This window comes from Bartonella sp. F02, assembly GCF_026929975.1.
Taxonomy (GTDB): domain Bacteria; phylum Pseudomonadota; class Alphaproteobacteria; order Rhizobiales; family Rhizobiaceae; genus Bartonella.
On sequence record NZ_JANHOK010000002.1, the window covers coordinates 1 to 18,836 of the forward strand.

Below are 18,836 nucleotides of genomic sequence, written 5' to 3' on the forward strand. Positions count from 1 at the left end.
AAGGAAATAAAGAGCATGAACGGTCAGAATATCCGCATTCGTTTAAAGGCGTTTGATCATCGAATTCTTGATGCGTCGACACGTGAAATTGTGTCAACGGCTAAGCGCACCGGTGCTAATGTCTGTGGTCCAATTCCACTCCCAACACGGATTGAAAAATTTACGGTTAATCGTGGGCCGCATATTGATAAAAAGAGTCGTGAGCAGTTTGAAATGCGTACACATAAGCGTCTTCTTGATATTGTTGATCCAACTCCGCAAACGGTGGATGCGCTTATGAAGCTCGATCTTTCTGCTGGTGTGGATGTTGAAATCAAGCTCTGAGGTTTGAAGACGGAAGGAACAGACCCGATGCGTTCAGGTGTAATAGCACAGAAATTGGGCATGACCCGTGTTTATAATGATGCTGGTGAGCATGTGCCGGTAACAGTACTCCGTTTGGAGAACTGTCAAGTCGTAGCTCAACGTACAGTTGAAAAGAATGGTTATACCGCTGTTCAATTAGGTGTTGGTTTTGCGAAAGTTAAGAATATTTCACGAGCTCTTCGTGGACATTTTGCTAAAGCTGAGGTTGAACCAAAGGCTAAAGTAGTGGAATTCCGTGTTAGCTCTGATAATATGCTTGATGTTGGTACTGAAATCACGGTAGAACATTTTGTTCCAGGCCAAAGGGTTGATGTAACGGGCACGAGTATTGGTAAGGGATTTGCTGGTGTTATGAAGCGTCATAATTTTGGTGGACATCGAGCGTCACATGGTAATTCAATTACACATCGTGCTCATGGTTCAACAGGGCAATGCCAAGATCCTGGGAAGGTCTTTAAAGGCAAAAAAATGGCCGGACATATGGGGCAAGTGCGTGTAACAACGCAGAATATTGAAGTCATTTCTACGGATATTGATCGTGGTTTGATTTTAGTGCGGGGCTCTGTTTCAGGCTCTAAAGGTGCTTGGATTCTTGTACGAGATGCAGTAAAAAAACCTCTTCCTGATAATGCGCCAAAACCTGCTGGTGTTCGTCAACCTATAAAAATAAAGACGGAAGAATCTGTATCTATGATGGAGGCCTCTGGGTCTGAAGGAGCCGAATAATGGATCTTGTAGTTAAAACTCTTGATGGTAATGAAACTGGTAAGTTAAAGGTTTCTGAAGAGATTTTTGGGCTTATCCCGCGTGAGGATATTTTGCAGCGTGTTGTCCGTTGGCAGCTTGCTCGTCGTCAACAGGGAACGCATCAGTCACAGGGACGTTCTGATGTGTCTCGGACAGGAGCAAAAATGTTTAAACAAAAGGGGACGGGGCGCGCTCGACATTCATCCGCTCGAGTTTCGCAGTTTCGAGGCGGTGCTAAAGCACATGGTCCAGTGAAGCGTAGTCATATGCATAATCTTCCTAAGAAAATTCGCGGGCTTGGATTGCGTTTTGCTTTGTCTACAAAATTTAAAACAAATAATTTAATAGTGGTTGATGAGCTTAATATTCAAGACGTAAAAACTAAGATGCTTGCTGCAAATTTTTCTAAGCTTGGTGTAGAAAATGCTTTATTTGTTGGTGGGAAAGAAATTAATGTAAACTTTTATCGTGCAGCATCTAATGTTCCTAATGTTGATGTTTTACCTGTTCAGGGTATTAATGTTTATGATATTTTGCGTCGTAATAAACTTGTTTTATCAAAAGCAGCTGTTGAAATTATTGAGGAGCGTTTCAAATGATGGATCTTCGTCACTATGACATAATTGTTGCTCCGGTTGTTACTGAAAAATCAACTATGCTTTCTGAATATAATAAAGTTGTTTTTAATGTTGCACTAAAAGCAACGAAGCTTGAAATTAAATCTGCAGTTGAAGCGCTTTTTAGTGTGAAGGTTAAGGCAATTAATACAGTAGTTCGTAAAGGTAAGGTAAAGCGTTTTAAAGGTATTGTAGGTCGACAGAGTGATATTAAAAAAGCAATAGTAACATTGGATAAAGGTTACTCTATCGATATTTCAACAGGTCTTTAAGAAGCTCGGAGATAAAAATAATGGCACTTAAGCATTTTAATCCGATTACATCTGGGCAGCGTCAACTTGTCATTGTGGATCGTTCTGGTCTTTATAAAGGTAAGTCTGTAAAGACATTGAGTGAAGGTTTGCCATCGAAGGGTGGGCGTAATAATTGTGGTCGAATTACCGCTCGTTTCCAAGGTGGTGGTCATAAGCGAAATTATAGGCTTGTTGACTTTAGACGCTTTAAGCGTGATATGTCTGCAAAAGTTGAACGTCTGGAATATGATCCTAATCGTACTGCTTTTATTGCGTTGATTCGTTATGAAGATGGACAATTAAGTTATATTCTTGCACCGCAGCGTCTTAGTGTTGGAGATTCTGTAATTGCTGGTTCCAATGTTGATGTTAAGCCGGGTAATGCGATGCCTCTTTGCAATATGCCAGTAGGTACGATTATTCATAATGTTGAAATGAAGCCTGGAAAAGGTGGACAAATCGCTCGTTCGGCAGGGACTTATGCGCAGTTAGTTGGAAGAGATCAGGGAATGGCTATTCTTCGTCTTAATTCTGGTGAACAACGTTTGGTTCCTGGAGGATGTTTTGCAACTATTGGTGCTGTCTCAAATCCTGATCATGGAAATATTAGTGATGGTAAAGCTGGACGTTCGCGTTGGCGTGGTAAACGGCCGCATGTTCGCGGTGTTGCTATGAATCCAGTTGATCATCCACATGGTGGTGGTGAAGGGCGGACGTCGGGTGGTCGACATCCAGTTTCTCCGTGGGGTAAACCTACAAAGGGTAAGCGTACTCGCTCTAATAAAGCAACTGATAATTTTATTATGCGTTCGCGTCATCAACGTAAGAAGTAAGAGAGGTAGTCTGAAATGGCTCGTTCGGTTTGGAAAGGTCCGTTTGTTGACGGCTATCTTCTGGGAAAAGCAGAAAAAGTGCGTGCAAGTGGGCGTAATGAGGTTATTAAGATATGGAGTCGCCGTTCTACTATTTTGCCACAATTTGTTGGTTTAACTTTTGGTGTATATAACGGTAACAAACATATCCCTGTTTCTGTTTCTGAGGAAATGGTTGGTCATAAATTTGGTGAATTTGCTCCTACAAGGACTTATTATGGGCATGGTGCTGACAAAAAGGCGAAAAGGAAATAGAAAAAATGGGTAAGGCTAAAGTTCTGCGCCAGTTAAAGGATAATGAGGCGAGAGCTGTTGCTCGGATGATTCGTGTTAGTCCGCAAAAGCTTAATTTGGTTGCTGAAATGATTCGTGGTAAGAAAGTTAATATAGCATTAGCTGATTTGACATTTTCGCGTAAACGTATTGCTGGGGTAGTTAAAAAGACTCTTGAATCAGCAATTGCAAATGCAGAAAATAACCATGATCTTGATATTGATTCGTTAATTGTTTCAGAGGCTTATGTTGGTAAGGCAGCGGTTATGAAACGTTTTCATGTTCGTGGTCGTGGTCGTGCTAGTCGAATTGAGCGACCGTTTTCAAATCTTACTATTATTGTTCGTGAAGATACTGAAAAGAGGGAGGCTGCGTAATGGGCCAGAAGATCAATCCAATAGGCCTTCGTCTTGGCGTAAATCGAACTTGGGATTCACGTTGGTATGCTGACGTTGGTGAGTATGGACGCCTTCTTCATGAAGATTTAAAGATTCGTTTGTACATGCTTGAAGAATTGAAGCAGGCAGCTATTTCTAAAGTTGTTATTGAACGACCTCATAAAAAATGTCGTGTAACGATTTATTCAGCTCGTCCTGGTCTTATTATTGGAAAAAAAGGGACTGATATTGAGAAGCTTCGTAAAAAACTTTCAGAGATGACGAATGCTGAAACATCATTGAATATTGTTGAAATTCGTAAGCCTGAAATTGATGCTACGATTATTGCTCAATCGATTTCTCAACAACTTGAACGCCGTGTTGCTTTTCGTCGTGCAATGAAACGTGCAGTTCAGTCAGCTATGCGTCTTGGAGCCGAAGGTATTCGTATCAATTGTTCTGGTCGTCTTGGTGGAGCTGAGATTGCTCGTATGGAGTGGTATCGAGAAGGTCGTGTTCCACTTCATACTTTGCGTGCTGATGTTGATTATGGTACAGCAGAAGCTAAGACTGCTTATGGCATTTGTGGTGTTAAGGTTTGGGTTTTTAAAGGTGAAATTCTTGAGCATGATCCGATGGCATCAGAACGTCGTGCTATAGAGGGTGACCATTCGGGTTCTTTGTCGAATCGTCGCCGTGAAAATGCTTAATTTTTGTGATTGAGTTAAGTTTGGAGTAAAGAGCAATGTTGCAGCCAAAGCGCACAAAATTCCGTAAGCAGTTTAAAGGTCGTATTCATGGTGCTTCTAAGGGCGGTATAAGTTTGAATTTTGGTGCTTATGGTTTAAAGGCCGTTGAACCAGAACGTGTTACTGCGCGCCAAATTGAAGCAGCACGTCGTGCTATTACACGTTATATGAGACGTTCTGGTCGTGTATGGATTCGTATTTTCCCAGACCTTCCGGTTACATCTAAACCGACTGAGGTTCGTATGGGTAAGGGAAAGGGAAGTGTTGATTATTGGGCTGTGCGTGTTGCTCCGGGGCGTATTATGTTTGAGCTTGATGGAGTTTCTGAGGATGTAGCACGTGAAGCGCTTAGATTGGGTGCTGCAAAATTGCCTATTAAGACGCGTTTTGTGCAACGTATTGCTGAGTAAAAGAGGTTAAGCGATGAAAGCCAAAGAGTTACGGGCGCAGACGCTCGACCAAGTAAAAGATGATTTGATTAAGTTGAAGAAAGAGCAGTTTAATCTGCGATTTCAAAAGGTGACAGGTCAATTGGAGAAAACTGCACATATTAGACGGGTTCGTCGTGATATTGCGCGCGTTAAAACTGTTCTTCATTTAATGACGAATGAAAAAAAGATTTAAGGAAGTGATAGATGCCTAAACGCATTTTGCAAGGTGTTGTCGTTAGCGACAAAAGTAGTAAAACTGTGGTTGTTAAGGTGGAGCGTCGTTATTCTCATCCACTTCTTAAAAAAACAGTTCGACAGTCTAAAAAATACAAGGCGCATGACGAGAACGATCAATTTAAAATAGGAGATCGGGTTTTTATTCAGGAATATAAACCAATTTCAAAAGATAAACGTTGGATTGTTGTTAAAAACAGTATAACGTGATTAATAGGGCTTATTGTTTTAGAATTTAGTAGTGAGCTTCATTAGTGAATTTGGGAACAGTAGATTTGTTGTTATTTGGCAAGAAGTTTCGAGTGTGCATAGGTGCAATCGGGCGTAGGTATTAGAGAAGGTTGCTAATCATGATTCAGATGCAAACGAACCTCGACGTTGCTGATAATTCTGGTGCTCGTCGCGTCATGTGCATCAAGGTTTTAGGCGGTTCGAAGCGGAAATATGCTTCAGTCGGTGATATAATTGTGGTTTCGGTGAAGGATGCTATTCCTCGTGGCCGTGTTAAAAAAGGTGATGTAATGAAAGCTGTGGTGGTTCGTACTGCCAAAGATATTCGCCGTGCAGATGGTAGTATGATTCGTTTTGATCGAAATGCTGCTGTATTGGTGGATAATAAAAAGGAGCCTATTGGTACTCGTATTTTTGGACCAGTCCCTCGAGAGCTTCGTGGTAGGAATCATATGAAAATCATTTCACTTGCACCTGAAGTGTTATAAGGAACAGATATTGTGCAAAAAATTCGAAAAGGCGACAAGGTTGTGGTTTTATCCGGTAAGGATAAAGGATGTAGTGGTGAAGTTATTAAGGTGAATCCAAAAAAGAATAATGCTTTTGTGCGTGGTGCTAATATGATTAAGCGTCATCAGCGTCAGACGCAGAAGCAGGAAGCTGGGATTATTTCTAAAGAAGCACCAATCCATTTATCTAATTTAGCGATTGCTGATCCTAAGGATGGTAAACCTACGCGTGTGGGCTTTCGTGTGAATGCAGATGGTAGCAAGGTTCGTTTTGCTAAGCGTTCGGGAGTATTAATTGATGGCTGAAAAAAATCAAAAGCCTCGCATGAAAGTGCATTATCTTGAGGTGGTTCGTAGAGCGCTTCGAGAAAAGTTTGATTATAAAAACGATATGCAAATTCCGCGTGTAGATAAAGTTGTAATTAATATGGGAGTTGGTGAAGCAACAGCTGATTCTAAAAAAATACTGATTGCCGCTGAAGATTTGGCGTTGATATCAGGACAAAAAGCTGTAGTTACTCGAGCGCGCAATTCTATTGCGACTTTTAAGGTTCGTGAAGGGATGCCTCTTGGAGTCAAAGTTACATTGCGTAGAGATCGTATGTTTGAGTTTTTAGATCGTCTTATTACAATTGCGCTTCCGCGTGTTCGTGATTTTCGAGGTTTAAATCCGAAAAGTTTTGATGGTCGCGGTAATTTTGCCATGGGTATTAAAGAACATATTGTTTTCCCAGAAATAAATTATGATAAAGTTGATCGTGTTTGGGGTATGGATATCATAGTTTGTACTACGGCGAATACAGATGAGGAGGCGCGTGAATTGTTGCGTGCTTTTAATTTTCCATTCCGTTCGTAGCGGCGAGGCAGTGAGGTAAGATTATGGCGAAAGTGAGTGCCGTTGAGAAAAATAGACGTCGTGAGATGCTGGTGAAGCGTTATGCTTCACGTCGAGCGCGTCTAAAGTCTATAGTGATGGATCAGAAAGTTTCTCTTGAGGAACGTTTTAAAGCGAGTATTCAATTAGCAGAATTACCACGTAATTCTGCCAAGGTTCGTGTTCGTAATCGTTGTGAAGTGTCAGGCCGTCCGAGGGCGTATTATCGTAAATTGAGAATGTCACGGATTGCATTGCGTGAGCTTGGTTCTTTAGGGCATATTCCTGGTATTGTTAAATCCAGTTGGTAATAGGAAGTTGTGAGATGTCTATATCAGATCCTCTTGGTGATATGTTAACGCGTATTCGTAATGCACTTCACCGTAAAAAAAATAGTGTGATTACACCTTCTTCTAGGCTTCGTATGCGAGTTCTTGATGTTCTGAAATCAGAAGGTTATATTCGCGGATATAGTGAAATTGATTCTGGCGATGGAAAATCTTCAATTGAGATTCAGTTGAAGTATTTTGATAATTCAGCTGTTATTCGTGGTATTTCACGTATTTCGAAACCTGGTCGTCGTGTGTATGTTTCTGCTAAATCTATTCCTGATGTAGCAAATGGTCTCGGTATCTCAGTTTTGTCTACCTCTAAAGGGGTTATGGCGGATCATGAAGCTCGTGAACAAAATGTTGGTGGAGAGATTCTCTGCCGTATTTTCTAATCAATTGTACGATAAAAACAGAAAGATAACAGGTTTAATATAATGTCTCGTATTGGAAAAAAAAGCATTTCTGTTCCTTCTGGAGTTACTGCTGTTGTTGAAGGTCAACTGGTTAAAGCAAAGGGTCCAAAAGGCGAGTTGAGCTATCTCGTTAATGATGAAATTTTGATCAATCTTGAAGATAATCTTATTTCTGTTACTCCGCGTGATCAGTCAAAAGATGCACGTTCTAAATGGGGAATGTCGCGTTCAATGATTGAAAATATTTTTTGTGGTGTTAAAGACGGTTTTGAAAAAAAACTTGAGATTAGCGGTGTTGGTTATCGTGCTGCAATGCAAGGAAAAAATGTTCAATTATCTCTTGGTTTTTCTCATGATGTTATTTATCAGGTGCCGTCTGGTGTTACTGTAACGGTTCCTAAGCCTACAGAAATTGTTGTTTCTGGCATTGACAAGCAGCAGGTTGGACAAGTTGCTGCAGAAATTCGTAGATATCGTAGTCCTGAACCTTATAAGGGCAAGGGTGTTAAATACGTAGATGAGCTTATTTTCCGTAAAGAAGGTAAGAAAAAGTAAGGGTTTTGCGTTATGGTTTCATCTAAGGATTCTGTACGGCGTCGTGCAAAGCGTGTTCGTCGTAAAATTAAATTACTTTCTAATAATCGTCCGCGACTTAGTGTGTATCGTTCGAATCAAAATATTTATGCTCAAATTATTGATGATTTGCGTGGTTGTACGCTTGTTTCTGCTTGTACACTTGAAAGTGATTTAAAGAAAAAATTAAAAAATGGTTCTGATAAAGTAGCAGCTTCTGCTGTTGGTAAATTAGTTGCTGAACGTGCTAAAGATGTTGGGGTTATCGAGGTTGTCTTTGATCGTGGGGCATATGTTTATCATGGTAGAGTAAAGGCTTTAGCTGAGGCTGCTCGCGAAGCTGGTTTGAATTTTTAATTTGAATTAAAAAAAGAGAAAGATTAAGGTATTTCGTGTTGGCCTTTTTTTGTAAAGGGCCTGCTAGGTTGACGTGCTACCGGAAAATAAGAAGGAATGAGGAATGGCACAAAAAGAACGCAATGATCGTGAAGAGCGCGATAATGAATTTGTAGATAAACTTGTTCATATTAATCGTGTTGCGAAAGTAGTTAAGGGTGGTCGGCGTTTTGGCTTTGCCGCTCTTGTCGTTGTTGGAGATCAAAAGGGGCGTGTTGGTTTTGGTCATGGTAAAGCGCGTGAGGTTCCTGAAGCTATTCGTAAAGCTACGGAATCTGCGAAACGAGAGATGATTTATGTTCCTCTCCGATCTGGGCGTACATTGCATCATGATGTTGAAGGTCGTCATGGTGCTGGCTGTGTTTTGTTGCGTTCTGCTTCAGCTGGAACTGGTATTATTGCAGGTGGTCCAATGCGTGCTATCTTTGAAACTCTTGGTGTGCAAGATGTTGTTGCGAAATCATTAGGATCATCAAATCCTTATAATATGGTGCGTGCGACTTTTGACGCGCTGAGACGTCAAATTCATCCTAAAGATATTGCGGCACAGCGTGGTATTAAATATTCAACTTTACAAACGCGTCGTCAGCATTTGGTTGATTTGGAAAAGTAATTCCATATGCTATCGAGATAGGAATTTAATTATGATTCAAAAAAAATCTCAAATTAGTGGTAAGACTATAACAATAGAGCAGATTGGAAGTCCAATTAAAAGCTCTCAAGTTCAACGTGCGACGTTGAAGGGGCTTGGGTTAAATAAAATACATCGTCGCCGCACTTTGAAGGATACGCTTTGTGTTCGGGGTATGGTTGCTAAAATTCAACATATTGTTCGGATTGTAGATGAAGGTTGATGATTGCAGGAGTATAAAAATGAAACTCAATGAGTTGCACGATAACAGAGGTGCAATGAAATGTCGTAAACGAGTTGGTCGCGGTATTGGTTCTGGTATTGGGAAAACCGGTGGTCGTGGTGTTAAAGGACAGAAGTCTCGTTCTGGTGTTTCGCTTAATGGTTTTGAAGGTGGGCAGATGCCTATTTATCGTCGTTTGCCAAAGCGTGGGTTTAAGAATTCTTTTACTAAAGTTTATAATGAAGTTTCCTTAAATCGTATTCAGTTAGCAATTGATGCTGGTAAGCTGGATGTTAAAAAAACGGTTGATGCTATTTTATTGAAAGACGCGGGTATTATTCGTCGTGTGAAGGATGGTGTTCGTCTTCTGTCTGATGGAGAGTTGAAATGTAAGGTTATGTTCAATGTCTCTGGTGTTTCTAAGAGGGCTCGTGTTAAAATTGAAGAGGCTGGTGGTCGTGTTAATCTCCTAGAGTCTGTTTAATGAGTCTATTCAATTTAAGTTAGATTTCGTTTTGAGAAAGGGTATTTTTCTTCAGAATTGAGATTTGCAGAGGATAGTCTAAATTTATATACATACTTATGTATGAAATATGAGTTATAAGTGTATTGTTTGTAATTAACAGATTAGATTATCAAAATGGAGAGATTTTATGGCATCAGCGGCGGAGCAGCTTGCTTCCAATATAAATTTTGGTACCTTTTCACGAGCTACTGAGTTAAAAAAGCGTATTTGGTTCACTTTATCTGCGCTTCTTGTATATCGTGTTGGTACTTATATCTCCTTGCCTGGTATTAATATTGATGCTTTGCGGCAAACGTTTGAACATCATGCATCTGGTGTTTTAGGTTTGTTTAATATGTTTGCAGGGGGCGCTGTTGGTCGCATGGCGATTTTTGCATTGGGGATTATGCCATATATATCAGCATCAATTATTGTGCAGTTGTTAACTTCATCTATTCCTTCATTAGAATCTCTTAAGAAGGAGGGAGAATTAGGTCGTAAGATTATCAATCAGTATACGCGCTATACAACGGTTGTTTTAGCGATTTTACAAGCTTTTGGTATCGCGGTCGCTCTTGAAACTAATATAGGCTCAACTCTTCAAATTGTTGCTGAGCCGGGTATGATGTTTCGTCTTTCCTGTGTCATTACTCTTGTTGGGGGAACAATGTTTTTGATGTGGCTTGGTGAGCAAATCACATCACGTGGCATTGGTAATGGAGTTTCTCTTATTATTTTTGTTGGTATTATAGCTAATCTTCCTTCTACATTTGCTCAACTTTTGACTGCTCATAGTCAAGCTGATTTGTCAACGTTTGTATTAATAGCGCTTTTTTTTATTGTTATTTTCGTTATTGGTGTTATTGTTTTTGTGGAACGTGCGCAACGGAGAATTCTTATTCAGTATCCAAAGCGTCAAGTTGGTAATCAAATGTTTCAAGGTGATATGTCCCACCTTCCTTTGAAGTTAAATACTGCTGGAGTTATTCCACCAATTTTTGCTTCGTCTCTATTATTATTGCCTGCAACTATTAATAATTTTTCTAATGAAATGCCGCAATGGCTTCAAGCTGTTTCTTATTCTCTTAGTCATGGGCAACCACTTTATATGTTTGTTTATGCCGCTTTAATGGCGTTCTTTTGCTTTTTTTATACGGCCATTATGTTTAATCCGAGTGATACAGCAGATCAATTGAAAAAACACGCAGGTTTTGTTCCAGGGATTCGTCCCGGTGAACGTACAGCTGAGTATATTGATTATGTTTTGACACGTATTACTGTTGTAGGAGCAATTTATATTATTCTAATTTGTTTATTACCTGAATTTATGATATCTGCACTGCATATTCCTTTTTACCTTGGGGGGACTTCTTTGCTTATTGTTGTTACTGTTACACTTGATACCGTTACTCAAATTCAAGGACATCTTGTTACACATCAATATGAAGGATTGATTAAAAAATCAAAACTTCGTGGAGGCAAAAGAAGGAGATGAGAGTTGTTTTTTTAGGGCCTCCTGGAGCAGGTAAAGGAACGCAGGCGCAATTTTTTTCTCAGAAATATAATGTTCCTCAATTATCAACGGGTGAAATTTTACGTGAAGTTATTAGAAGAGAAACCGAAGTTGGTAAAAAAGCTAAAGCTATGATAGAGTCTGGGCTTTTGGTTTCTGATGATATTGTAAATCAAATTGTACTTGATCGCCTCGGTGAAGATGATTGTATGCGTGGCTTTATACTAGATGGCTATCCACGTACTGTGGATCAGGCGAGAGTGTTGCAAAAAATTTTACAATCAAAAAATATGCAACTTGATGTTGTTATCGAGTTTGTCGTTGATAAAGATGTATTGATTGAAAGAATAAAAAATAGAGTTCAAAAAGCGGCTTCTTTAGGGGAAAGGATTCGTTCAGATGACGATCCCGATGTTTTTTCTAAACGATTGATTGAATATAATAAGAAAACAGTTCCTTTATCGAAGTTTTATTTAGAACAAGGATTATTGAGAACAGTTGATGGTATGGCTGACGTTGCAGAAGTTTCCAATACTATTGAAAAAATTTTTAAATAAGAATTTTTATTAAAAAACAAATGAAAAGAGTTGACTTTTTTAATGAAATCTATCAAAAGTTTTATTGATTTATTTCGATAATTCAATAAGTTCAAATCTTGTTTTAGATAAAACCGTTTTTAAAGGCGTTTTAAGTATTTTATAAGTGATTATTATTAATATAGTTAAGGAGAGTAGGCGTGGCTCGTATTGCTGGCGTCAATATCCCTGCAAGTAAGCGTGTAGTTGTTGCGCTTCAGTATATACATGGGATTGGACCAAAGAGTGCTCAAGAAATTATCGAAAAAGTTGGGATTCCTTCATCACGGCGTGTGCATGATCTTTCTGATTCAGAGGTTTTGCAAATTCGTGAAGTGATAGATCGTGATTATCAAGTCGAAGGAGATCTTCGTCGTGATGTTGCAATGAATATTAAGCGTTTGATGGATCTTGGTTGTTATCGTGGATTGCGGCATCGTCGTTCTTTGCCTGTCCGTGGGCAGCGTACGCATACAAATGGACGTACACGTAAAGGACCAGCTAAAGCGATTGCTGGTAAGAAGAAGTAATAATAATCTGTTATTTTTATAGTGTAATTTTATTTGTTTTTTTTTATTGGTTTTTTATTGGTTTTTTCTGATAAGAAACTTCAAAGGTGGAGCTGCTGAGATTACGGCAGTGGAGAGATCGTTGAAAGGGATGCTATGGCTAAGGAAAGCGTGCGAGTTCGTCGTCGTGAGCGTAAAAATATTTCATCGGGTGTGGTGCATATTAATTCAACTTTTAATAATACAATGATTACTATCACTGATGCTCAGGGTAATGCAATTGCATGGTCATCTGCTGGTGCACAAGGGTTTAAAGGTTCCCGTAAATCTACGCCCTTTGCTGCTCAAGTTGCAGCGGAAGATTGTGCAAAGAAGGCACAAGAGCATGGTATGCGCTCATTAGAAGTTGAAGTTTGTGGCCCTGGAGCTGGTCGTGAATCCGCTTTGCGTGCGTTGCAATCTGTTGGTTTTGTGATTACTTCTATTCGTGATGTGACGCCGATTCCTCATAATGGATGTCGTCCGCGAAAAAGACGGCGTGTTTGATTAGGGGTTTTGTCGTTATCGGGGAGTGATACTCTGATGTTCACATTGGTCGTTGCGAATGAATGGTAGCGGAGCTAAAGAACAGGAATAAAAATATGATCCAGAAAAACTGGCAGGAACTAATTAAACCCGGTAAGGTTGATTTTTATACTCATAATTCTCCAAATGTTTTAAGTGTAGTTGTAGAGCCTCTTGAGCGTGGTTTCGGTTTGACATTAGGGAATGCGCTTCGTCGTGTGCTGTTGTCATCACTTCGTGGTGCTGCGGTTACTGCTGTGCAAATTGATGGAGTTTTACATGAATTTTCGTCAATTCCCGGTGTTCGCGAGGATGTTACAGATATTATTTTAAATATCAAAGAAATCGCTGTTCGTATGACGGAAGAAGGTTCTAAACGTGTTGTTATTTATAAAGAGGGACCTGGTGTCGTTAAAGCTGGAGATATAACGACTGTAGGAGATATGGAAGTCCTTAATCCTGAACATGTTATCTGTACACTTGATGAGGGTGCAGAAATTCGTATGGAGTTTATTGTTAATACAGGTAAAGGATACGTGCCGTCTGACCGGAATTGTGTTGATGGTGCGCCGATAGGTCTTATCCCAGTCGATAGTCTTTACTCTCCAGTGCGTAAAGTTTCTTATAAGGTAGAAAATACACGTGAAGGACAGGTTTTAGATTATGATAAATTAACATTAACGATTGAAACTAATGGAGCAGTTAACGGTGAGGATGCTGTTGCTTTTGCGGCGCGTATTCTTCAAGATCAGTTGTCAGTATTTGTTAATTTTGAAGAACCTCAGAAAGAGTCTATTGAAGAATCTGCTTCAGAACTTGCTTTTAATCCTGCACTTCTTAAAAAAGTGGATGAATTGGAGCTTTCAGTTCGTTCAGCTAATTGTCTTAAGAATGACAATATTGTTTATATTGGTGACCTTATTCAAAAGACAGAGGCTGATATGCTTCGGACACCGAATTTTGGGCGGAAGTCTTTGAATGAAATTAAAGAAGTTCTTGCGTGTATGGGGCTTCATCTTGGTATGGAAATTCCTGCATGGCCGCCTGAAAATATTGATGATCTTGCTAAACGCTATGAAGATCAGTATTGAGTTAAGATTTAAGGAGAGTTCTTATGCGCCATAATAAATCGGGTCGCAAGCTGAACCGGACCGCGAGCCATCGTAAAGCAATGTTTGCAAACATGGCAGCTTCGTTAATAGAGCATGAACAGATTGTTACAACACTTCCAAAAGCGAAAGAGATTCGTCCTATCGTAGAGAAGTTGGTTACACTCGGTAAACGTGAAAGTTTACATGCGCGCCGGCAAGCTATTTCAGTTATTCGTGATGCAAAAAAAGTAGCTAAATTATTTGATACGCTTGCACCGCGTTATGCAACACGTAATGGTGGCTATTTGCGTATTATGAAAGCAGGTTTTCGAACAGGTGATAATGCTCCTATGGCTGTTGTGGAATTTGTTGATCGTGATGTTAATGCAAAAGGCGCTGTAGATCGTGAGCGTATGGAGAAGACATTAAGTGAAAAGGAAGTTTCTGCATAAGATTTTCTTTTCTGTATTGGTATTTAGAGCCGCCTTTTAAGGCGGTTTTTTATTAATATTTCAGTTTTAATTATTTATAAATGAAAACAAGGACAGATGAAGCATTCATTGAGTTATTTGATTTTGATAATATTTTATATTTAAGTAAACTGTTTTTAATTTAAATTATACATATTAATGAAAATCATTAGCTTTGGAGAAGTGGAGAAATTTTTCTCTTATTGTAAAATAAGTGTTTTATTATTTACGAAGGAATTTACAATGAAGCGTTTTGTTTTATTCGGTTTTTTTTTGCGATCATAACAAAGATATCTTTGTGTTATGCAGATTCTAGAATTCCTCAGACACAATCAGAAATTGCTTTTTCATTTGCTCCTCTAGTTAAGAAAACTGTTCCATCTGTTGTAAATATTTATGCTGATCGAAAAGTCAGAGCGCATTCGCCTTTTGAAGATGATCCTTTTTTTGAGTTATTTTTTGGGCGTTATCAGAATAATCAACCTTTGCGTAAACAATCTTCATTAGGATCGGGAGTGATTGTTGATATGCGTGGTTTGATTGTTACAAATTACCATGTCATTAAAGATGCTGATGAAATTAAAGTAGCACTTTCCGATGGGAGAGAATTTGCAAGTACAGTTATGTTAAAAGATGAAGCAACAGATATTGCTATACTTGAAATTGATTCAAACGATGCAAAATTTCCTGTTCTTCCTTTGGGAAACTCTGATACGGTTGAAGTTGGAGATCTTGTTCTTGCAATTGGTAATCCTTTTGGGGTTGGTCAAACAGTTACAAGTGGTATTGTTTCAGCGCAAGCGCGCACACGAGTTGGTATTTCTGATTTTGACTTTTTTATTCAAACAGATGCTGCGATTAATCCAGGGAATTCTGGTGGAGCTTTGATTGATATGAAAGGTCAATTAATTGGAATTAATACAGCTATTTATTCGCGTTCGGGTGGTTCTGTTGGAATTGGCTTTGCAATCCCTGCAAATCTTATTAAGGTTATGCTTGATACAGTTAAACGTGGTGGAAAATTTTTTGTGCCGCCTTACATTGGTGCATCGTTTCAAAATGTTACACCTGATATTGCAAGCGGTTTAGGTTTAGAACGTTCTTATGGTGCTCTTGTTCTTGAGATTGTTAAAGATAGTCCTGCCGCGAAAGCTGGTTTGAAGGTAGGTGATGTTATTTTAAGTGTACAAGGTATGTTGATTGATAATCCAGATAGTCTTGGATATCGCTTGATGACAACTGGCATTGGAAACAGCTTGGTTTTAGAATATTTACGAAATGGAAAAACCTTTAAAACAGAAATAACTGTATCATCGATACCGGAATCTGCGTTTTTGAAATCTGAAAAAATTGTTGATGAAAGTCCTTTATCTGGTGCTGAAGTATTGGATTTAACACCACAAAATAGTCAACGATTTCGTCTACCTATAACAGCAAAAGGGGTTGTTATTACTCATGTTGATAAGATGAGCAATGCTGCCAGAATATTTCATTTAGGAGATATTTTGCGCTCTGTTAACGGTTATACCATTCAAACTGTCCATCAATTGAAAAATATTCTTATGAAATCGCATCCGCGTATTTGGCAATTGGAATATGAACGTAATGGTATGTATATTCGTCAATTTGTTCGCTGAGGTTTTTTTGAATAAAGATTTTTTTACTTCATCCTTGGATTATCGTGTTAATCAAAATCGACCTCTTGCAGAGAGAATGCGTCCTCGTTCTCTTCATGAAGTGACAGGGCAAGACCATTTGGTTGGAATGGACGGTATGCTTTCGCGTATGGTAGCAACTGGTTCATTCAGCTCGATGATTTTCTGGGGTCCTCCTGGAACAGGAAAAACAACGGTCGCACGTTTACTAGCGCGTGAAGTGAATTTTGATTTTGAGCAAGTCTCAGCTATTTTTACTGGGGTTTCAGAGCTAAAAAAAATTTTTGAGATTGCACGAACGCGTTTTATGTCTGGACATCAAACACTTTTATTTGTCGATGAAATTCATCGTTTTAATCGCGCTCAGCAGGATAGTTTTCTTCCTTTTATGGAAGATGGTACTATAATTCTCATTGGAGCAACAACAGAAAATCCTTCGTTTGAACTGAATGCAGCTCTTCTTTCGCGTGCACGTGTTTTTACATTTCATTCACATGATTGTGAAAGTTTAAGCGCACTTTTAAAACGCGCTGAGGCTATGGAAGAAAAAAAACTTCCTTTGGATGAATCTGCCAGAGACTTTTTAATCAATATGTCTGATGGTGATGCGCGTATGGTATTAACCTTGGCGGAAGAAGTTTGGCGTGTTGCGGAACCTAAAAAAATATTTGATATTGAGGCCTTACAAAAAATTGTTCAACGTAGAGCTCCACTTTATGATAAAAGACAAGATGGTCACTATAATCTTATTTCTGCGTTACATAAATCTGTTCGTGGATCTGATCCTGATGCTGCTCTTTATTATCTTGCGCGTATGCTTGATGCGGGTGAAGATCCTTTATATATTGGGCGTCGATTAGTTCGTATGGCTGTAGAAGATATTGGCTTGGCGGATCCGCAGGCTTTGGTTGTTTGTAATGCTGCAAAGGATGCTTATGATTATTTGGGATCTCCTGAAGGAGAGCTAGCTTTAGCACAAGCATGTATTTATCTTGCAACAGCACCAAAATCGAATGCATCTTACCTTGCGTATAAAGAAGCGATGCAATCTGCACGTAAAAATGGTTCTTTACCTCCTCCTAAGCATATCCTTAATGCTCCAACAAAATTTATGAAAGAAGAAGGATATCGATATGGCTATCGCTATGACCACGATGAACCAGATGCGTTCTCAGGTCAGGAATATTTTCCTGAAAAACTTGGTCATCAAGTTTATTATAAGCCAAAGGAGTATGGTTTTGAGCGTGAAATTGCGAAACGTCTTGAATGGTGGGAAAAGTTACGACAAAAACGCAAAAAATAAATTTTCTTTGAGTGAGTATTATTTATTTTAAAAGTATTAGATTAAAAATTATAACCGATTTTTGTTTGGTTATATTGCCGTGATTATTAAAAATTGAAACTATTCTTTGAATAGATGCATTGAATTTTAGTTTTTTACAAAGATTCATGTCGATTAAATTTGGCTTATAAAAAATTTGGTAAAAAGTATATTTTTCAGAAAGAAAAATATCAAAAAGAATAATGTATGAAGCTTTTTTGTATGAATGTGTTTTTTAAGTATATAAAGAAAATACAACTTTCTAGAAAAATTGATTGAATTTTGTTGATTTTGTTTGAAAATAGGAATGAAATAGTCTGTGAAAATCTAAACTTGAGACTTTAATTCAGTTTAGAGGAAAGTGTACACTTAAGATAAATTATCGTGACTCGCTAAGGATATAGATGTGGATAAAACAAAAGCTCTAGATGCTGCTCTCTCACAGATTGAACGTTCTTTTGGTAAAGGCTCAATTATGCGTCTTGGGCAAAAGGAGCAGGTTGTTGAAATTGAAACTGTTTCAACTGGATCATTGTCTTTAGATATTGCTTTGGGCATTGGTGGATTGCCAAAAGGACGTATCGTTGAAATTTATGGACCAGAAAGCTCTGGAAAAACAACACTAGCTCTTCATTCTATTGCAGAAGCACAAAAAAATGGTGGAGTTTGTGCTTTTATTGATGCAGAACACGCTCTCGATCCTGTTTATGCGCGTAAGCTTGGTGTTGATTTGGGAAATCTGTTCGTTTCTCAACCAGATACTGGAGAGCAAGCTTTAGAAATTACAGAGACATTGGTTCGTTCTGGCGCTGTTGATGTGCTTGTCGTTGATTCTGTAGCAGCTTTGACACCTCGTGCAGAAATTGATGGTGAAATGGGTGATGCTTTACCCGGATTACAAGCTCGGTTGATGAGTAAAGCTTTGCGGAAATTAACAGCATCGATTTTTCGCTCGAACTGTATGGTTATTTTTATCAATCAAATTCGAATGAAAATTGGTGTTATGTTTGGTTCTCCCGAAACAACAACAGGGGGTAATGCTTTAAAGTTTTATGCGTCTGTTCGTTTGGATATTCGTCGTACTGGAGCAATTAAAGATAGAGATTTAGTTATTGGTAATCAAACACGTGTTAAAGTCGTAAAAAATAAATTAGCACCTCCATTTAAGCAGGTTGATTTTGATATTATTTACGGCGAAGGCATTTCAAAATTAGGTGAGCTCATTGATTTAGGTGTTAAAGTTGGTATTGTCGAGAAGTCAGGAGCGTGGTTTTCTTATAATTCTCAACGTTTAGGACAAGGGCGTGAGAATGCAAAGCAGTTTTTACGTGAGAATACGGAAATAGCTACAGAAATTGAGACGGCTTTACGTCAAAATGCTGGATTGCTTGCCGTTGAGTTACTAGAGAATGCGGGAGAAGGAAATACAGAGAGTGATGAAGAGCTCTGAGAAAGTATTTTTTCATGAAATTTATCTATTCAATCATTTTCT

The 18,836-nt window shown here is 38.8% G+C and carries 30 protein-coding genes; all 30 read left to right on the forward strand.

The window, feature by feature from the left end:
- The first annotated feature begins 15 nt into the window (after positions 1 to 15).
- The 30 genes from rpsJ to recA all read left to right on the forward strand — a co-directional run bounded on the left by rpsJ (position 16) and on the right by recA (position 18,794).
- Complete coding sequence (gene rpsJ / locus NPY00_RS01415) at positions 16 to 324, forward strand: 30S ribosomal protein S10 (protein ID WP_269020256.1); 309 nt, start codon at positions 16 to 18, stop codon at positions 322 to 324.
- Positions 325 to 351: 27 nt separating this feature from the next.
- On the forward strand, positions 352 to 1,092 hold the full coding sequence (gene rplC / locus NPY00_RS01420; protein ID WP_269020257.1) for a 50S ribosomal protein L3: 741 nt from the start codon (positions 352 to 354) through the stop codon (positions 1,090 to 1,092).
- Entirely contained in the window at positions 1,092 to 1,712 is a 621-nt protein-coding gene (gene rplD, locus NPY00_RS01425) for a 50S ribosomal protein L4 (protein ID WP_269020258.1), read from the forward strand. Before rplC ends, rplD begins: the two co-directional genes overlap by 1 nt.
- Positions 1,709 to 2,002: a 50S ribosomal protein L23 gene (locus tag NPY00_RS01430; protein WP_269020259.1), complete on the forward strand. Its 294-nt coding sequence runs from the start codon at positions 1,709 to 1,711 to the stop codon at positions 2,000 to 2,002. Before rplD ends, NPY00_RS01430 begins: the two co-directional genes overlap by 4 nt.
- 20 nt (positions 2,003 to 2,022) lie before the next feature.
- A complete protein-coding gene (gene rplB / locus NPY00_RS01435; RefSeq protein ID WP_269020260.1) occupies positions 2,023 to 2,856 on the forward strand; it encodes a 50S ribosomal protein L2 in 834 nt (277 codons plus the stop codon).
- 15 nt (positions 2,857 to 2,871) lie between these two features.
- Positions 2,872 to 3,150 carry a 30S ribosomal protein S19 gene (rpsS, locus tag NPY00_RS01440; protein ID WP_269020261.1) on the forward strand — a complete coding sequence of 93 codons (279 nt, stop codon included), beginning with the start codon at positions 2,872 to 2,874 and terminating at the stop codon, positions 3,148 to 3,150.
- Positions 3,151 to 3,155: 5 nt separating this feature from the next.
- Entirely contained in the window at positions 3,156 to 3,545 is a 390-nt protein-coding gene (gene rplV / locus NPY00_RS01445) for a 50S ribosomal protein L22 (RefSeq protein WP_269020262.1), read from the forward strand.
- A complete protein-coding gene (gene rpsC, locus NPY00_RS01450) occupies positions 3,545 to 4,255 on the forward strand; it encodes a 30S ribosomal protein S3 (RefSeq protein ID WP_269020263.1) in 711 nt (236 codons plus the stop codon). The genes rplV and rpsC overlap by 1 nt, the downstream gene beginning before the upstream one ends.
- A 35-nt stretch (positions 4,256 to 4,290) precedes the next feature.
- A complete protein-coding gene (gene rplP, locus NPY00_RS01455; protein WP_269020264.1) occupies positions 4,291 to 4,704 on the forward strand; it encodes a 50S ribosomal protein L16 in 414 nt (137 codons plus the stop codon).
- Between the two features lie 13 nt (positions 4,705 to 4,717).
- Complete coding sequence (rpmC, locus tag NPY00_RS01460) at positions 4,718 to 4,918, forward strand: 50S ribosomal protein L29 (RefSeq protein ID WP_269020265.1); 201 nt, start codon at positions 4,718 to 4,720, stop codon at positions 4,916 to 4,918.
- An 11-nt stretch (positions 4,919 to 4,929) separates the two neighbouring features.
- Positions 4,930 to 5,169 carry a 30S ribosomal protein S17 gene (gene rpsQ / locus NPY00_RS01465; RefSeq protein WP_269020266.1) on the forward strand — a complete coding sequence of 80 codons (240 nt, stop codon included), beginning with the start codon at positions 4,930 to 4,932 and terminating at the stop codon, positions 5,167 to 5,169.
- 140 nt (positions 5,170 to 5,309) lie between these two features.
- The gene (gene rplN / locus NPY00_RS01470; protein ID WP_269020267.1) at positions 5,310 to 5,678 is read left to right on the forward strand and encodes a 50S ribosomal protein L14; all 369 of its coding nucleotides are present in this window, start codon (positions 5,310 to 5,312) and stop codon (positions 5,676 to 5,678) included.
- A gap of 12 nt (positions 5,679 to 5,690) precedes the next feature.
- Positions 5,691 to 6,005 carry a 50S ribosomal protein L24 gene (gene rplX, locus NPY00_RS01475; protein WP_269020268.1) on the forward strand — a complete coding sequence of 105 codons (315 nt, stop codon included), beginning with the start codon at positions 5,691 to 5,693 and terminating at the stop codon, positions 6,003 to 6,005.
- The gene (gene rplE / locus NPY00_RS01480; protein ID WP_269020269.1) at positions 5,998 to 6,555 is read left to right on the forward strand and encodes a 50S ribosomal protein L5; all 558 of its coding nucleotides are present in this window, start codon (positions 5,998 to 6,000) and stop codon (positions 6,553 to 6,555) included. Before rplX ends, rplE begins: the two co-directional genes overlap by 8 nt.
- A 23-nt stretch (positions 6,556 to 6,578) precedes the next feature.
- Positions 6,579 to 6,884, forward strand: coding sequence for a 30S ribosomal protein S14 (gene rpsN, locus NPY00_RS01485; protein ID WP_269020270.1), 306 nt, complete (start codon positions 6,579 to 6,581; stop codon positions 6,882 to 6,884).
- A gap of 14 nt (positions 6,885 to 6,898) precedes the next feature.
- On the forward strand, positions 6,899 to 7,297 hold the full coding sequence (gene rpsH / locus NPY00_RS01490) for a 30S ribosomal protein S8 (RefSeq protein ID WP_269020271.1): 399 nt from the start codon (positions 6,899 to 6,901) through the stop codon (positions 7,295 to 7,297).
- A 42-nt stretch (positions 7,298 to 7,339) separates the two neighbouring features.
- On the forward strand, positions 7,340 to 7,873 hold the full coding sequence (gene rplF / locus NPY00_RS01495) for a 50S ribosomal protein L6 (protein WP_269020272.1): 534 nt from the start codon (positions 7,340 to 7,342) through the stop codon (positions 7,871 to 7,873).
- Between the two features lie 12 nt (positions 7,874 to 7,885).
- On the forward strand, positions 7,886 to 8,248 hold the full coding sequence (gene rplR / locus NPY00_RS01500) for a 50S ribosomal protein L18 (RefSeq protein WP_269020273.1): 363 nt from the start codon (positions 7,886 to 7,888) through the stop codon (positions 8,246 to 8,248).
- 103 nt (positions 8,249 to 8,351) lie between these two features.
- Positions 8,352 to 8,900: a 30S ribosomal protein S5 gene (gene rpsE / locus NPY00_RS01505; RefSeq protein ID WP_269020274.1), complete on the forward strand. Its 549-nt coding sequence runs from the start codon at positions 8,352 to 8,354 to the stop codon at positions 8,898 to 8,900.
- Positions 8,901 to 8,931: 31 nt separating this feature from the next.
- Positions 8,932 to 9,141, forward strand: coding sequence for a 50S ribosomal protein L30 (gene rpmD / locus NPY00_RS01510; protein ID WP_269020275.1), 210 nt, complete (start codon positions 8,932 to 8,934; stop codon positions 9,139 to 9,141).
- Between the two features lie 19 nt (positions 9,142 to 9,160).
- Positions 9,161 to 9,625 carry a 50S ribosomal protein L15 gene (gene rplO / locus NPY00_RS01515; RefSeq protein WP_269020276.1) on the forward strand — a complete coding sequence of 155 codons (465 nt, stop codon included), beginning with the start codon at positions 9,161 to 9,163 and terminating at the stop codon, positions 9,623 to 9,625.
- A gap of 169 nt (positions 9,626 to 9,794) precedes the next feature.
- The gene (gene secY, locus NPY00_RS01520) at positions 9,795 to 11,141 is read left to right on the forward strand and encodes a preprotein translocase subunit SecY (protein ID WP_269020277.1); all 1,347 of its coding nucleotides are present in this window, start codon (positions 9,795 to 9,797) and stop codon (positions 11,139 to 11,141) included.
- A complete protein-coding gene (locus NPY00_RS01525; protein WP_269020278.1) occupies positions 11,138 to 11,716 on the forward strand; it encodes an adenylate kinase in 579 nt (192 codons plus the stop codon). Before secY ends, NPY00_RS01525 begins: the two co-directional genes overlap by 4 nt.
- 179 nt (positions 11,717 to 11,895) lie before the next feature.
- Positions 11,896 to 12,264: a 30S ribosomal protein S13 gene (gene rpsM / locus NPY00_RS01530; protein ID WP_269020279.1), complete on the forward strand. Its 369-nt coding sequence runs from the start codon at positions 11,896 to 11,898 to the stop codon at positions 12,262 to 12,264.
- Positions 12,265 to 12,399: 135 nt separating this feature from the next.
- The gene (gene rpsK / locus NPY00_RS01535; RefSeq protein ID WP_269020280.1) at positions 12,400 to 12,789 is read left to right on the forward strand and encodes a 30S ribosomal protein S11; all 390 of its coding nucleotides are present in this window, start codon (positions 12,400 to 12,402) and stop codon (positions 12,787 to 12,789) included.
- Positions 12,790 to 12,884: 95 nt separating this feature from the next.
- A complete protein-coding gene (locus NPY00_RS01540) occupies positions 12,885 to 13,898 on the forward strand; it encodes a DNA-directed RNA polymerase subunit alpha (RefSeq protein ID WP_269020281.1) in 1,014 nt (337 codons plus the stop codon).
- Positions 13,899 to 13,921: 23 nt separating this feature from the next.
- The gene (gene rplQ / locus NPY00_RS01545; RefSeq protein WP_269020282.1) at positions 13,922 to 14,350 is read left to right on the forward strand and encodes a 50S ribosomal protein L17; all 429 of its coding nucleotides are present in this window, start codon (positions 13,922 to 13,924) and stop codon (positions 14,348 to 14,350) included.
- Positions 14,351 to 14,628: 278 nt separating this feature from the next.
- Positions 14,629 to 16,005, forward strand: coding sequence for a DegQ family serine endoprotease (locus tag NPY00_RS01550; protein WP_269020533.1), 1,377 nt, complete (start codon positions 14,629 to 14,631; stop codon positions 16,003 to 16,005).
- A gap of 7 nt (positions 16,006 to 16,012) precedes the next feature.
- On the forward strand, positions 16,013 to 17,326 hold the full coding sequence (locus NPY00_RS01555) for a replication-associated recombination protein A (RefSeq protein ID WP_269020283.1): 1,314 nt from the start codon (positions 16,013 to 16,015) through the stop codon (positions 17,324 to 17,326).
- Between the two features lie 424 nt (positions 17,327 to 17,750).
- A complete protein-coding gene (gene recA, locus NPY00_RS01560; protein WP_269020284.1) occupies positions 17,751 to 18,794 on the forward strand; it encodes a recombinase RecA in 1,044 nt (347 codons plus the stop codon).
- Positions 18,795 to 18,836: the final 42 nt, after the last annotated feature.